Raw genomic sequence first — 14,500 nt, 5'->3', positions numbered from 1 at the left:
CGGTCAGGCCGCCCGCTCTGTGGCGGGAGCGGCCATGACCCGCATGTCGAGATGTTTGCCGTTATGGCCAGTTATCATAATGCGCTGGATGTCCCGGGGAACCAGCCCCGGCACGGCGACCAGCGAAAAGTTTTCGGTATGCGCCAGGCCGTTGTTTTCAACGATGACGATCTGTTCGGTCCCCACCATGCGGTCGAGATGGGCTTTATGCAACGCTTCGCCCGTTGCACGAAGCCGTGCTGCACGCTCCTTGACCACTGCCCGGTCGAGCTGCGGCATCCGCGCGGCCGGCGTTCCGGGACGCGGGCTATAGGGGAAAACATGCAGAAAGGAAATGCCGGCGTCCTGCGCAAGCGTCGCCGAATTCTCAAACATCTCTTCCGTCTCGGTCGGAAATCCGGCGATCATGTCGGCGCCGAATGCGATCTCGGGCCGCAGGCGCCGTGCCTGCTCGACAAAGTCCAAGGCTTCGCGGCGACTGTGGCGGCGTTTCATCCGCTTCAGGATCATGTCGTCGCCATGCTGCAGCGAGAGGTGCAGGTGCGGCATGAAGCGCGGCTCGTCGGCGATCAGATCCCAGAGGTGATTGTCCGCCTCGATACTGTCGATCGACGACAGCCGCAGCCGCAGGATATCAGGCACCTGCTTCAGAAGCGTCTTCGCAAGAAGACCGAGGGTCGGCTGGCCGGGAAGGTCGCCGCCGTAGCTGGTGGCATCGACGCCGGTCAGCACGATCTCGCGATACCCGCTTTCGGTTAGCCTGCGCGCCTGTTCGACGACCGCGCCCATCGGCACCGAACGGGAATTGCCGCGACCGTATGGAATGATGCAGAAGGTGCAGCGGTGATCGCAGCCGTTCTGGACCTGGATGAAGGCCCTCACGTGACCGTCGATATGACGGATCATCTGCGGCGCCGTCGCCTTGATGCTCATGATGTCGTTGACGCGCAGCTTTTCTTCCGACGACACGCCGAAATCCGGCAGCGCGCGATAGGATTGGCTCTTCAGCTTTTCCTCGTTGCCGAGCACCATGTCCACTTCGGGCATCTCGGCAAACGTCTGCTTCTCGGTCTGGGCGGCGCAACCCGTCACAACGATCCGGGCATGCGGATTGTCACGACGCACGCGACGGATCGTCTGGCGGGCCTGGCGCACGGCTTCCGAGGTCACAGCACAGGTATTCACCAGCACGGCATTGTTGAGCCCGGCCTTTTCGGCCTCCGCCCGCATCACTTCCGATTCGTAGGTGTTCAGCCGACAGCCAAAGGTGATGACCTCGACGCCACTCAATGGACCTTCGCCCCTTGGTAAGCGCCCTGCCCGACTTCCTCGTCACGCGAAAATTCACCGCTGACCGGATCGACCTTGCCGGACCATTCCCATTCCGCAGGGCCGGTCATCACCACGTGATCGTCTTCACGCCACTCGATGACGAGCGGCTGCCGGCTGGGCGCCGAGGCAACGTCGATGGTCACGGTGCGACCCGTGCGGCCGGTGCGCGCCGCCGAAACACCCGCGGCACAGGCGGCGGAGCCGCACGCAAGCGTCAGCCCCGCGCCGCGTTCCCATGTCCGGGTGCGCAGCGACGTTTCCGATGTCACCTGCGCCAGCGTTATATTTGCCTTTTCCGGAAAGATCGGATGGTTTTCGAGAAGCGGTCCGAACCGTTCCAGATCGAAATCCATCGGGTCGCGGTCGATCCAGAAGATCGCATGCGGATTGCCGATCGCCATTGCGGACGGCGAATGCAGGATCGGCGCATCGATCGGGCCGATCTGCAGCTCGATCCGGCTGGTATCGTAGAATTCTTCAGACAACGGGATCTTGTCCCAGGCAAAGGCCGGCTTGCCCATATCGACCGAGATCGTGCCATCCTCGTGCTCACGCGCATTGAGAATGCCGGCAACCGTCTGGAAGGTGAAAACCTTGCGGCCAGTCTCGGAGCTCAAGGCCTGCACGACGCAGCGCGTGCCGTTGCCGCAGGCCTGGGCCTTGCTGCCGTCGCAGTTCAGGATGTCGATAAACGCGTCGGTACCCGCTATCTTCGGATCGTGGATCGCCATGATCTGGTCGAACTGGGTCGCAGCATCAGCGTTGAGCGCAACGGCTGCTTCCGGCGTGACCTTGTCGGCGCGACCGCGCATGTCGATGACCAGGATCTTGTTGCCAAGCCCGTTCATGCGCGCAAATTCGACCTGTTCTGCCATGATTGCCAACCCGTGCGGTAAATTACCGGTCATCGGCCGTATATGGCGGAAATCGCCACGAATTGCCAGTAGCGCGCGCAACTTGTGCGGCGAGCGCCATTCTCCGATCGTGTCATCCGAAGATCTGGTCGACCAGCGCATGCACCCGGCGGAACGCCGCCCTGGCGCCTTCTGCCGCCTCGAGTTCCTCTGCCTCGGTCAGCAGAAGCTCGTTATAGGCCGAAACGAAGTTGCGCCAGTGCAGGCCACGGCCGTCCGTGTGGCCGGCCAGATGCCGCGCACCGAAATCGTCCGACAACCCGAGCTTTGCTGCTTCCTTGCGCAGGAAAGCAGCGCCGAGATTGGAGCCTTCGGCGACGTAGAGCCAGCCGAGCGCGGTCGCAGGATTGAGGGGGCCGGTCGTCGATCCCAGCTGTTCCGGCACGCCGCCGAGATCCGCAATGTCATGGCGAAGCGCTTCCAGCCGGCAACGCTCGGCAAGGCCGGGCAGCAGCCGGTTGAGTTCGGCGGCCGCGTAAAGCGGCGCGACATCGGCGTGAAACCGATGCTGGACGTCGAGAAACAAGGCATAGCGCTCGCGATTGGCGAATGGCTCCGCCCGCATGATCCGCTTGTCGAGCGTATCATGCGTACCCGCTGTCTGCGCCTTGAGGCGCTGGATGCGAGTAGCGTCCGTCAGGCGGCCCAGTTCGATCTGCATATCTTGCCCCAAATACTCATGTTTCCGCATCAAGCAAACTGTGGAGCGGCTCATCAAGCTCCGTCACGCCGGAACGTCGAAAACCTCACCTACCCGCATCGGCCGGAATCGTTCACGCGCAATACCACGACTGTCGAGCGCCGCAAACAGCGCCTCGACCGGCTGGTCGATGCCCTCGTCGGTCAGCTTGACCGTGCCCCAGTGATGCCCGGCAACGAAGGAGGCTCCGCAAAGCTGCATCCCTTCGACGGCTTCCTGCGGATCCTGGTGCTGCGCCTTCATGAACCAGCGCGGCTCATAGGCGCCGAACGGCAGGTTCGCCAAGCGGAAAGGACCATGCTTACTGCCCGCGGCGCGATAGTTGACGCCCTCGTGAAATCCGGTATCGCCCACATGATAGACCTTGCCGGCCGGCGTTTCAAACACGAAGGCCGCCCACAATGCCTTGCGCCTGTCGCCGAGACCCCGCGCCGACCAGTGATGGCAGGGCTCGCAGTGAAACACGACGCCGGGCGCGACCGTCTCGCTGCCGCCCCAGTCCATGACCGTGATCTTCGCATCCGGAACCTTCGAGCGGATGATCGCATCATTGCCGAGCGGGGTGATGAAATGCGGCTTGTCGCGTCCCTCAAGCACCCAAAGCGTTTCGAGATCCATGTGGTCGTAGTGATTGTGGGTAACGAGCACGATATCAATCGGCGGCAGATCACCGATGCGGATGCCCGGTGGATTGACCCGCTTGGGCCCGGCGAAGGAGACCGGACTGGCGCGCTCCGACCAGACCGGATCGGTCAGAATATTGACGCCGGCAACCTGGATCAGCAGCGACGCATGGCCGACCATGATGACGACAAGACGATTGCCGGTCACGCGCGTCTCCGGCACGGCCTGCGGAAACGGGCTGGCAAACGTGTCCGGCCAGGGAATATTGCCGTTGCCGAACTTCCAGCGCAGCAGATCGAGAGTTCCGCGCGGCTCCTCTCCGCCGGGATTGAAGAAATGCGTTCCGTCGAAGTGATCGGACACCGGCCCGGAATAATAGCTGTTGGCTGCCATGGCACCTCGTGCGGTCAACCCGCCGGCAAGGGCCACCACTGCGCCGATCCCGGACCATTTGAGAAAATTGCGACGTTTCATGAGGTCTGTTCGATCACCAGGGTTTGCAAGAGCTGCGCCATCAAGGCCACCTCTATCTAGGTTCGCATATATCCCCTATAGAATACGGCAAATCGCGCACGGGCGGAAGCTTGCGGCAACATCAGATCTCCGGCATCTCGTCAGCGGACGCCCTCGCCCGCGGCAAAACCCCGGCGCGCCTTGACTTCCAACCCCATTTCCTGTTTAAGCCCGCTAATCTGCTGACAAGTCCGAGAACTTGGAGCCGCCGACCGGGAGCCGAACTATTCGGAAACCCGGAGGTCAACACCCGACAGCGCGTGGCGCCCTCGGGTGCTATTTGGCTTTGCGTACTCCTTGGTGCCTTGTATTTGCCGGCGAAAGAACCGACGTTTTTGGGCACCCGGAAACGAAGAAGGAATACACGATGTTCGAAAACCTCCAGGACCGTCTTGGCTCCATTCTGAATGGACTGACCGGCCGTGGCGCATTGAGCGAAGCGGATGTATCCGCCGCCCTGCGCGAGGTTCGCCGTGCGCTTCTGGAAGCCGACGTGGCGCTGGAAGTGGTGCGCGCCTTTACCGACAAGGTTCGTGAAAAGGCCGTCGGCGCCGAGGTTCTGAAATCGATCAAGCCCGGCCAGATGGTCGTCAAGATCGTCCATGACGAACTGGTCGAAATGCTCGGGACCGAAGGCGTCGGCATCAGCCTGCATGCCGCGGCCCCTGTTGTCATCATGATGGTCGGTCTGCAGGGTTCGGGTAAGACCACGACCACAGGCAAGATCGGAAAGCGGCTGACCGACCGCGAAAAGAAAAAGGTGCTGATGGCGTCGCTCGATACGCGACGTCCGGCAGCTCAGGAACAGTTGCGCCAGCTTGGCGTCCAGACCGGCGTCGATACGCTGCCGGTCATTGCCGGCCAGTCGCCGACCGATATCGCCGCGCGCGCCGTCCAGGCGGCCAAGCTCGGCGGCCATGACGTCGTCATCCTCGACACCGCCGGCCGCACGCATATCGACGAACCGCTGATGGCCGAAATGGCGGAAATCAAGCGGAAGTCCAACCCGCATGAAATCCTGCTGGTGGCCGACAGCCTGACCGGCCAGGACGCCGTCAACCTGGCGCGCAATTTCGACGAACGCGTCGGCATTACCGGCCTCGTTCTGACCCGCATGGATGGCGATGGCCGCGGCGGTGCAGCGCTTTCGATGCGCGCTGTCACCGGAAAGCCAATCAAGCTGATCGGTGTCGGCGAACGGATGAACGAACTCGAAGAGTTCCATCCCCGCCGCATCGCCGACCGTATTCTCGGCATGGGCGACATCGTCAGCCTGGTCGAAAAGGCAGCCGAAAACATCGACGCGGAAAAAGCCGCGGCGATGGCCAAGAAGATGCAGTCGGGCAAGTTCGACCTGAACGACCTTGCCGACCAGCTGCGCCAGATGAAATCGCTCGGCGGCATGGGCGGCATCATGGGAATGATGCCCGGCATGGCCGGCATGAAGGACAAGCTTGCCGCATCCGGCATGAGCGACAAGATGTTCGACCGCCAGATCGCCATCATCGGCTCGATGACGAAGGCCGAACGCGCCAACCCGGATATGCTGAAGCACTCCCGCAAGAAACGCATCGCAGCCGGCTCCGGCACGGACGCATCCGAAATCAACAAGCTGCTGAAAATGCACCGCCAGATGGCCGACATGATGAAAATGATGGGCGGCAAGGGCAAGGGCGGCATGATGAAGCAGATGATGGGCGGCCTTGCCGGCAAGATGGGTCTTGGTGGCATGGGTGGCGGAATGGGTGGAATGGGCGGCATGCCCGATCTTTCCAAGCTCGATCCGAAGCAGCTGGAAGCCCTGCAGAAGCAGGCCGAAGCTGCCGGCATGAAGCCTGGCTCCATGCCGGGTCTCGGCGGTGGAATGCCGGGTCTTGGCGGCGGAAAGCTCCCCGGCCTCGGCGGCTTCCCGGGTCTTCCCGGCCTGCCTGGCAAGAAGAAGTGAGGGGAGGACACGATGGTTGACCCTGAGATCAAGGCAAAGCTTTCGAGCTACCGCCAGTCGATCGACAATATCGATGCGGCACTGGTGCATATGCTGGCGGAACGCTTTCGCTGCACCAAGGAAGTGGGTGTCCTCAAAGCCCAATACGATTTGCCGCCGGCAGACCCGGCGCGCGAGGAATACCAGATCGAACGCCTTCGCCGCCTGGCCGACGACGCTCATCTGGACCCGGATTTCGCCGAGAAGTTCCTGAACTTCGTCATCAAGGAAGTCATCCGGCATCATGAAGCCATCGCCGCCGAACACGGCGGTAAGGAAACAGCTTAAACCAATAACGACACGGCCCGCCGGGACGGCGGCCCAGACAAACCTAGGAGTGAATACAATGCCCTTGAAGATCCGTCTTGCCCGTGGTGGCTCGAAGAAGCGTCCTTACTACACGATCGTCGTCGCTGACGCCCGTTCGCCGCGTGACGGCCGCTTCCTGGAAAAGGTCGGTTCGTGGAACCCGATGCTTGCCAAGGACGACGCAAAGCGCGTTGAAGTCAACGTAGAGCGCGTTCAGCATTGGCTCGACAACGGCGCACAGCCGACCGACCGCGTTCTGCGCTTCCTGGCAGAAGCCGGCGTTGGCCAGCGCGATGCCAAGAGCAACCCGGAAAAGGCAAAGCCGGGCAAGAAGGCTCAGGAACGCACTGCCGAGCGCGCAAAGAAGATCGAAGACGCCAAGGCAGCTGCTGCCGCGGAATAAGATCTGCTTCTTTTGCTTCGACGGGTGGTGCGGCAACGCACCGCCCGTTTTGCTGTTTTCATTCCGCCGAGACTGTTTTCATTTCACTGTGTTGCGCTTAAATGGGCGCGAAGAAACCGGAGCCTTCCCGCATGACCAAGCTCGAAAACCCAGTTCTGATGGCAACGATCGGCGCTGCCCAGGGCCTGCGGGGCGAGGTGCGGGTGAAATCCTTTACCGAGGATCCGACAGCGCTTGGCGACTACGGCAATCTCTACACAGCCGACGGCCGGGTCTTCGAGATCCTCGATATCCGCGAGGCGAAAACCGTCGTCATCGTCCGCTTCCGCGGCATCAACAGCCGCGAGGATGCAGAAGCGCTGAACGGCATCGAGCTGTTCGTCGACCGTGACAACCTGCCGGACGAGGAACTGGACGACGACGAATTCTATTACGCCGACCTCGAGGGCTTGGAAGCCGTCGACAAGGACGGCAAGAGCTTCGGCACGGTCAGCGCCGTTTTCGATTTCGGCGCCGGCGACCTTCTGGAGCTGAAAGGCCCCGGCCGTCGGCCGTCGCTCATTCCGTTTACCGAGGCAGCCGTTCTGGAGATCGATCTCGAAGGCGGCAAGATCCTGATCGATCCCGAAGCTGCGGGCCTGATCGAAAACCCGGACGAAGACGACGCGAACTCGAACTTTCCGCGCAAGGACAAGTGACCGCGATGCCGTTTCGCGCGACGGTGCTCACCCTCTATCCGGAAATGTTTCCCGGCCATCTCGGCTTTTCCCTCTCCGGCAAGGCAATGGAACGCGGGCAGTGGTCGCTTGAAGCGATGCAGATCCGTGATTTCGCGGAGGACAAGCACCGTACTGTCGACGACACGCCGGCCGGCGGCGGCGCCGGCATGGTGTTAAGGGCGGATATTCTCGGCAAGGCGATCGATTCCCTCGTAGATGACAGCCGCCCCCGCCTGCTGATGAGCCCGCGCGGAAAGCCGCTCAGCCAGAAGCGCGTTCGCGAGCTTGGCGATGGCGAGGGCGTGGTGATCGTCTGCGGACGTTTCGAAGGCGTCGACCAGCGGGTGATCGATGCACGCCAGCTCGAGGAAGTGTCGATCGGCGACTATATCCTTTCGGGCGGCGAGCCGGCAGCCCTGACCCTGCTCGACAGCGTCGTGCGCATTCTGCCGGGCGTGATGGGCAATGCCCTGTCCGGCACCCACGAAAGCTTCGAGCACGGCCTGCTCGAACATCCGCATTATACCCGCCCACAGGTCTTCGAAGACCGGGAAATCCCCGCTATTCTGACCTCCGGCAACCATGCCGCGATCGAGAAATGGCGGCTCGAACAGTCGCTGCGGCTTACTCGGGAACGCCGCCCGGACCTGCTGAACGAGAGCTAGCCGGTCACGAAATAGTAGACGGTGAGGCCTGCGCCGACCGCCACCACGCACCAGCGCAGCACTGCCTGCGGAACGCGCCGTGCGAGCCACACGCCGCAATAGCCGCCAAGCGCGCCGGCCGGCATCATGATGATCGTTTCCGGCCAGGCAATCACGCCGCCGCCGACAAAGACGACGATCGCGACGCCGGCAATCAGCGCCGCCAGCATGTTCTTCAGCGCGTTGAGATGGTGATAGCTGCCGCCGGTCGTCATACCCAGCACCGCCAGCATCATGATCCCCATTCCGGCCCCGAAGAACCCACCATAGATCGATGTCAGGAACTGACCGATGACCGAAAGCGGCGAGTTGGCAGGGCGCTCGGACGAGGCTTTCGGCTTAAGCCATGGGCCTGCCGCAAACACGGCGGTCGCGGCGCCCAGGAGCCACGGCACGACCTGGCGAAACGCGTCATTGTCGAGCGCCAGCAGGATCAGCGCTCCCAAAATCGAGCCGATGACGGAGACGATTGCGAGCGCCAAAGCACTTCGCCAGTGGCTGGCAATCTCGCGGCGATAGGCAAGCGTCGAGGTGACATAGCCCGGAAACTGCACGATCGACGATGTTGCATTGGCCGAGATCGGCGGCACGCCGGCAAGCGTCAAGGCGCCGAAGACGAGAAACGTCCCGCCGCCGGCAATCGCGTTGGCGGCGCCCGAGAAAAAGCCGGCAGCGGCCAACAGCACCACCATGGTGATCGACATGAATCCTCCCGAATTCTTTTCGGTCAGCCTTTAGACCTGCTATAGAGAGGCAGCAAGCGGCGAAAACGCCACCGATCGCCACAAAATTGCGGCATGCCCGATGACAAGCGCATGCCTTTCGTGTAATGGCGCGAACGGAAATGGGAAAACTGTCCCGTCTGCCAGCAACAAAGAATGGCGAAACGCTCTGCCGCAAGGCAGATCCAGAGGCTTTGACCAACGGATCCTAAGAGCGCTCTGGCTGTTTCAGAAAAACCTGAGGTTTGACACATGAACATCATCCAGCAGCTTGAGGCCGAACAGGTCGCCAAGATCGAAGCCAAGCGCTCGCTTCCAGAATTTTCCCCGGGCGACACCGTCCGCGTCAACGTCCGCGTGACGGAAGGCACCCGTACCCGCGTACAGGCCTATGAAGGCGTTTGCATCGCCCGTTCCGGCGGCGGCATCAACGAAAGCTTCACCGTTCGGAAGATCTCCTACGGCGAAGGCGTCGAGCGCGTATTCCCGGTCTACTCGCCGCTCGTCGAAGGCGTCGAAATCGTTCGCCGCGGTCGCGTCCGTCGCGCCAAGCTGTACTACCTGCGCGATCGTCGCGGCAAGTCGGCTCGTATCGTCGAGAACACCGGCACGCGCGCACGCAAGCTGAACGAAGCCGAGCGCGCTGCAGTTGTCGAAGAAAAGGCACGCATCGAAGCTGAAAAGATCGCAGCAGCACAGGCTCTCGCCGCCGACAAGGCAGCAGCAGAAGCCGCTGAAGCGAAGGCTGCGGAAGAAGCAAAGGCTGCAGAAGCAGCATCTGCTGAATAAGATTTCCCTTCATGGGATGCGAAAAGGCGGCCGTTTGGCCGCCTTTTTTATTGCCTGCGATTGCCCTCGGGCATTGATATCGACCCCACTGCAGTTGCGTCTGCAAAGGCAAACCCAGCGATCTTCGTCTGAGGGAATGGTTGTGCTTGTCTTCCCGCAGAAATTGGTGAGATTTGGCTGAGATATTCCTCTTGAGGATCGCCCCATGCTGAAAAGACGTTTTGTCATTGCCGCCCTCGCAGTTGCAAGCCTGGCACCGGTCACTGCTTTTGCGCAAAACCTGCCGGACCTGAAGGCCCGTTCCGTGGTCGTCGTCACCGAAAACGCCTACCCGCCCCTGCAGTTCGTCGATCCGAAGACGGGCCAGGCGATCGGCTGGGAGTATGATGCGATGAACGAGATCGCCAAGCGGCTGAACTTCAAGGTCGAGTACCAGAATGTCAGCTGGGACGCGATGATTCAGGCCGTGTCCGATGGCCAGTACGACATCGGCATGACCGGCATCACCATCAAGGATGAACGCAAGGCACAGGTCGATTTCTCCGATCCCTACCTGCGCTCCGAACAGTTCATGCTGGTGCGTGGCGACGAAACCCGCTTTGCCGATGAAAAGGCCTTTGCGGCCGTAGACGGCGCACTGATCGGCGCCCAGCCGGGCACATCGCCCTTCTACACGTCAGTCTACAGCATCCTCGACGGCAACGAGCAGAACCCGCGCATCAAGCTGTTCGAGACCTTTGGCGCAACCGTGCAGGCGTTGAAAGGCGGCGACGTCGATCTCGTGCTGACCGACAGCGTCGCGGCCAAAGGCTATGTCGACGCGTCGAACGGCGGGTTGAAGGTGATCGGCGGCCCGCTCGGAGCCGAAGATTTCGGCTTCATCTTCAAGAAGGGATCGGATCTCGCAGCGCCAGTCAACGCCGCGATCGCCGCGCTGAAAGCCGACGGCACGCTGGATGCCCTGAACAAAAAGTGGTTCCTCGACTACAAGATGGGCCAGTGACCATCAGGATGGCAGGCACCACGGACAGGGTCGAAACCTGATGACCTTTCAGACCCTGCCGACATCGGGCGGCGATGGTGATCGTCCGTGGTGGCTCGCAGCCGTCGTCGTCATAGGCCTCGCGCTCGCAGCCGTGATCGTCGTCAACGATCTCTATGCCCAGGTTTTCGCCACCGTCTCGCGCGGCATCTGGGTGACGGTGTTCGTGACGGTCACGGCCTTCGTGCTTGCCACCGCTCTGGGGCTGGCCATCGCCCTTGCGGGCCTTTCCGATCGCCTGGCCCTCCGGCAAGCGGCGCGCTTCTATGTGGAAGTCGTGCGCGGCATCCCGATCCTGGTGCTTTTATTCTACATTGCCTTTGCCGGCGCACCGGCGATCGTCGGTTTTTACAATGTCCTGATCACGCCATTGGTCGACGGCGGCTGGCTGGAGCCGATGCAGGTCCGCGATCTGTCGCTGATGTGGCGAGCGATCATTGCGCTGACGATCGGCTATTCCGCCTTTATCGCCGAGATCTTTCGCGCCGGTTTCCAGTCCATCGATCGCGGCCAGGTCGAAGCGGCCATGGCGCTCGGGCTGACGCGGGGTCAGCGCTTTCGCCTTGTCGTGTTTCCGCAAGCGATACGGGTGATCTTCCCACCCCTCTCGAACGACTTCGTTGCCATGGTGAAGGACAGTTCTCTCGTTTCGGTTCTCGGCGTGGCCGATATCAGCCAGGCCGGCAAGATCTATGCGTCCGGCTCGTTCCGGTTTTTCGAAACCTATTCGATCGTCGTCTATATCTACCTGATCCTGACGATCGGCTTGTCGATTGCCTTGCGGCAAGTCGAAAAGAGGATGCGGGAACAGGGGATCAGAAAGGCAAGCCGTCGATAGAAGGCATCGCCCGCATTCGCCGCCGTCAGGAGGACCTGAGGACGAACCTGTCGCGGCCGGAGGCCTTCGCCTCGTACAGCGCTTCATCCACGGCCTGCAACAGGCTGAGGCGATCAGACCCTGCATGCGGCGCAAGGGCAGCACCCACGCTCAGACGTGCATTGACGATATGCCTGCCCACGGCAAACGGGCTGCGGAACCGTTTCACGAGGCGTTCCGAAAGACCGGCCAGCGCATCGGCATTGGCAAGGTTCGGTACGAAGACGGCAAACTCGTCGCCACCCATCCTGACGGCAATTTCCTGGACACCGAGGCATTCGGTAATGCGTTGCGCCGCCTGCTTCAGCACTTCATCGCCCGCGGGATGGCCGAGCGTGTCGTTGATCGTCTTGAACCCGTCCATATCCATGTAGAGGACGCCGACCGTCTGCTGCGCCGAAAACGCATCGGCCAGCATGCCGTCGACGATCGAGACCAGCGCCGCGCGATTGTAGAACCCGGTCATCGGATCGGTGATTGCGGCCAGCCGCAGCTTTTCCTCGGCAAAACCCATCACATGATTTGCCTTCTGCAGCCGCAAAAGACCGCTCGCCACCTCGGCGAAATGCATGAGATTGGCGATCTCCCGGTCGCTGAATTCGCGCGGCTCCGTATCGAGAAGGCAGAAGGCACCAACGGGAAGACCCGGCTCCAGCGCCACCGGTGCGCCGGCATAGGATCGAAACCCCGGTTCGCCCAACACATAAGGCAGATCGCGTAGTTCCGGATGGCGGGCAAGATCGGGAACCACCACGACCTCGTTCTCAAGCACGACACGGGAGCAGATCGAAATGTCGCGCGGGCATTCGCTCGTTCGAATGCCAACTTGGCAGGCCACCCGATGCCAATCGGCGTCGACGATGTTGACGGCCGCATAAGGCGTCGTGAACACATCCTTGGCAAGCTTCACCAGCGCCTCGAGCTCCGGCGTGGAGGGTCCGTCGGCGGAAATCAGGGCCCGCACAGAGAGCAGGCGTTCAGCCTCGTTGTCGGGAAGCTGGGCTGGCAAAGCCATTCTCGTCTCCTCTTTCAGGCCCGGGAGGCGCTGCAGACCGACCCCCGATAAGGGGGATCCTTTAGTAGCGTTCTCGCATGTACGTTTTCTGGAGGCAATTGCCGAGAATTCAAAAAACTGCTACACCCTTTGCCATGGGATCGAAATTCGGATGTCTCGCGAACCGCATGATCGTGCTGCAGGACCACAAGCGTCTGCCGTCACGCTTTTTTGCGCGCGTATCCGGCGCTCTATGCAGCCGACTTAGCTGACCGGGCAGACATGTCCGGCGCGGCCTAAGATGCCGCCTCTATTTCCCCACCCATTCTCAATCTTATTGGACCGCAGCCATGAGCGCACCTCGTACTTTGTATGACAAGATCTGGGACGACCACGTCGTCTCCCGCGATGAAAACGATACCTGTCTTCTCTATATCGACCGTCACCTGGTGCATGAGGTGACGAGCCCGCAGGCCTTCGAGGGCCTGCGCCTTGCCGGACGCAAGGTGCGCTCGCCACAGCGCACGCTCGCCGTCGTCGACCACAACGTGCCGACCTCGCCTGACCGTCACCTCGGGATCAAGAACGAGGAGAGCCGCATCCAGGTCGAGGCGCTGGCGGAAAACGCCAGGGATTTCGGCGTCGAATACTTTTCCGAAAGCGATGTCCGCCAGGGTATCGTCCATATCGTCGGGCCGGAACAGGGTTTTACCCTGCCGGGCATGACGATCGTCTGCGGTGACAGCCATACCTCGACGCACGGCGCCTTCGGTTCGCTGGCGCACGGGATCGGCACATCGGAAGTGGAGCACGTTCTGGCCACCCAGACGCTGCTGCAGACAAAAGCAAAGAACATGCTGGTCCGCGTCGACGGCAAACTGCCCGCCGGCGTCACGGCAAAGGACGTCATCCTGTCGATTATCGGCGAGATCGGCACGGCCGGCGGCACCGGACACGTCATCGAGTTCGCCGGCGAGGCGATCCGGTCGCTCTCCATGGAAGGCCGCATGACCGTCTGCAACATGACGATCGAAGGCGGCGCCCGTGCCGGCCTGATCGCGCCTGACGAGACGACGTTCGAGTATATCAAGGGTAAGCCGCGCGCGCCGAAGGGCACGGCGTGGGATATGGCCGTCGACTACTGGAAGACGCTGCATACGGACGAAGGCGCTCATTACGACAAGGTCGTGGTGCTGGACGCAGCCGCCCTGCCCCCGATCGTTTCCTGGGGCTCCTCGCCCGAGGACGTGACTACGATCGAAGGCACTGTTCCCGATCCCGACCAGATCAAGGACGAAAACAAGCGCACCTCCAAATGGCGCGCGCTCGAGTATATGGGCCTGACGCCGGGCACGAAGATGACCGACATCACCATCGATCGCGTCTTCATCGGCTCCTGCACCAACGGCCGCATCGAGGATCTGCGCGCTGCGGCAAAGATGGTCGAAGGCAAGACCGTTGCGTCGACGGTGTCGGCCATGGTCGTTCCGGGCTCCGGCCTCGTCAAGGAACAGGCGGAAGCCGAAGGTCTCGACCGGATCTTCAAGGCTGCCGGTTTCGATTGGCGCGAGCCTGGCTGCTCCATGTGCCTTGCCATGAACGACGACCGCCTGAACCCTTATGAACGTTGCGCGTCGACCTCGAACCGCAATTTCGAGGGCCGTCAGGGCTCCAAGGGCCGCACCCACCTGGTCTCACCGGCCATGGCAGCAGCTGCCGCCGTCGCCGGTCGCTTCGTGGATATCCGCGACTGGAAATAGGCTGAAGGCTCTTCATGCCAGACAAGCGAAGCCGCTGGATGTGAAAGCATCCGGCGGCTTTTTGCTGCGATGAGCAGCGCTCACAGCCGGTTCAGGAAAACACGTTTGACCTTT

The 14,500-nt window shown here is 61.8% G+C and carries 15 protein-coding genes; 9 read left to right on the top strand and 6 right to left on the bottom strand.

What is annotated here, in order from left to right:
- Window positions 1-3: 3 nt before the first annotated feature.
- The 4 genes from mtaB to ASF70_RS17710 all read right to left on the bottom strand — a co-directional run bounded on the left by mtaB (window position 4) and on the right by ASF70_RS17710 (window position 4,044).
- Window positions 4-1,290 carry a tRNA (N(6)-L-threonylcarbamoyladenosine(37)-C(2))-methylthiotransferase MtaB gene (gene mtaB, locus ASF70_RS17725; RefSeq protein ID WP_062581617.1) on the bottom strand — a complete coding sequence of 429 codons (1,287 nt, stop codon included), beginning with the start codon at window positions 1,288-1,290 and terminating at the stop codon, window positions 4-6.
- Window positions 1,287-2,207 carry a diaminopimelate epimerase gene (dapF, locus tag ASF70_RS17720; RefSeq protein WP_062581615.1) on the bottom strand — a complete coding sequence of 307 codons (921 nt, stop codon included), beginning with the start codon at window positions 2,205-2,207 and terminating at the stop codon, window positions 1,287-1,289. The genes mtaB and dapF overlap by 4 nt, the downstream gene beginning before the upstream one ends.
- A gap of 112 nt (window positions 2,208-2,319) precedes the next feature.
- A complete protein-coding gene (locus tag ASF70_RS17715; protein ID WP_062581614.1) occupies window positions 2,320-2,907 on the bottom strand; it encodes a biliverdin-producing heme oxygenase in 588 nt (195 codons plus the stop codon).
- Window positions 2,908-2,970: 63 nt separating this feature from the next.
- Entirely contained in the window at window positions 2,971-4,044 is a 1,074-nt protein-coding gene (locus tag ASF70_RS17710) for an MBL fold metallo-hydrolase (protein ID WP_062581612.1), read from the bottom strand.
- Between the two features lie 406 nt (window positions 4,045-4,450).
- On the opposite strand from ASF70_RS17710, the gene ffh reads away from it, so the two are divergent.
- From ffh to trmD, 5 genes are all read left to right on the top strand, one after another.
- Complete coding sequence (gene ffh / locus ASF70_RS17705) at window positions 4,451-6,028, top strand: signal recognition particle protein (RefSeq protein WP_062581609.1); 1,578 nt, start codon at window positions 4,451-4,453, stop codon at window positions 6,026-6,028.
- A gap of 12 nt (window positions 6,029-6,040) precedes the next feature.
- Complete coding sequence (locus ASF70_RS17700; protein WP_062462309.1) at window positions 6,041-6,355, top strand: chorismate mutase; 315 nt, start codon at window positions 6,041-6,043, stop codon at window positions 6,353-6,355.
- 58 nt (window positions 6,356-6,413) lie between these two features.
- Window positions 6,414-6,779, top strand: coding sequence for a 30S ribosomal protein S16 (gene rpsP, locus ASF70_RS17695; protein WP_062462306.1), 366 nt, complete (start codon window positions 6,414-6,416; stop codon window positions 6,777-6,779).
- 131 nt (window positions 6,780-6,910) lie between these two features.
- Complete coding sequence (gene rimM / locus ASF70_RS17690) at window positions 6,911-7,477, top strand: ribosome maturation factor RimM (protein ID WP_062583011.1); 567 nt, start codon at window positions 6,911-6,913, stop codon at window positions 7,475-7,477.
- A 5-nt stretch (window positions 7,478-7,482) separates the two neighbouring features.
- Window positions 7,483-8,163, top strand: coding sequence for a tRNA (guanosine(37)-N1)-methyltransferase TrmD (gene trmD, locus ASF70_RS17685; protein WP_062462630.1), 681 nt, complete (start codon window positions 7,483-7,485; stop codon window positions 8,161-8,163).
- On the opposite strand, the gene ASF70_RS17680 is transcribed toward trmD, so the two are convergent.
- Window positions 8,160-8,906: a sulfite exporter TauE/SafE family protein gene (locus ASF70_RS17680; protein WP_062462303.1), complete on the bottom strand. Its 747-nt coding sequence runs from the start codon at window positions 8,904-8,906 to the stop codon at window positions 8,160-8,162. The two genes, trmD and ASF70_RS17680, sit on opposite strands and share 4 nt — an antisense overlap.
- 270 nt (window positions 8,907-9,176) lie before the next feature.
- On the opposite strand from ASF70_RS17680, the gene rplS reads away from it, so the two are divergent.
- The 3 genes from rplS (at window position 9,177) to ASF70_RS17665 (ending at window position 11,593) form a co-directional block, all read left to right on the top strand.
- On the top strand, window positions 9,177-9,713 hold the full coding sequence (gene rplS, locus ASF70_RS17675) for a 50S ribosomal protein L19 (protein WP_062462300.1): 537 nt from the start codon (window positions 9,177-9,179) through the stop codon (window positions 9,711-9,713).
- 205 nt (window positions 9,714-9,918) lie between these two features.
- On the top strand, window positions 9,919-10,716 hold the full coding sequence (locus ASF70_RS17670) for a transporter substrate-binding domain-containing protein (protein ID WP_062581607.1): 798 nt from the start codon (window positions 9,919-9,921) through the stop codon (window positions 10,714-10,716).
- A 40-nt stretch (window positions 10,717-10,756) separates the two neighbouring features.
- Entirely contained in the window at window positions 10,757-11,593 is an 837-nt protein-coding gene (locus ASF70_RS17665; RefSeq protein WP_062581605.1) for an amino acid ABC transporter permease, read from the top strand.
- A 25-nt stretch (window positions 11,594-11,618) separates the two neighbouring features.
- Here the strand turns inward: ASF70_RS17665 and ASF70_RS17660 are convergent, their stop codons facing one another.
- Window positions 11,619-12,647, bottom strand: coding sequence for a sensor domain-containing diguanylate cyclase (locus ASF70_RS17660; RefSeq protein WP_062581603.1), 1,029 nt, complete (start codon window positions 12,645-12,647; stop codon window positions 11,619-11,621).
- Window positions 12,648-12,976: 329 nt separating this feature from the next.
- On the opposite strand from ASF70_RS17660, the gene leuC reads away from it, so the two are divergent.
- Window positions 12,977-14,386 carry a 3-isopropylmalate dehydratase large subunit gene (leuC, locus tag ASF70_RS17655; protein ID WP_062462289.1) on the top strand — a complete coding sequence of 470 codons (1,410 nt, stop codon included), beginning with the start codon at window positions 12,977-12,979 and terminating at the stop codon, window positions 14,384-14,386.
- The last annotated feature ends 114 nt before the right edge of the window (window positions 14,387-14,500 follow it).

This window comes from Rhizobium sp. Leaf321, from assembly GCF_001423215.1.
GTDB lineage: Bacteria > Pseudomonadota > Alphaproteobacteria > Rhizobiales > Rhizobiaceae > Neorhizobium > Neorhizobium soli.
This window is presented reverse-complemented; position numbering and strand designations above follow the sequence as displayed.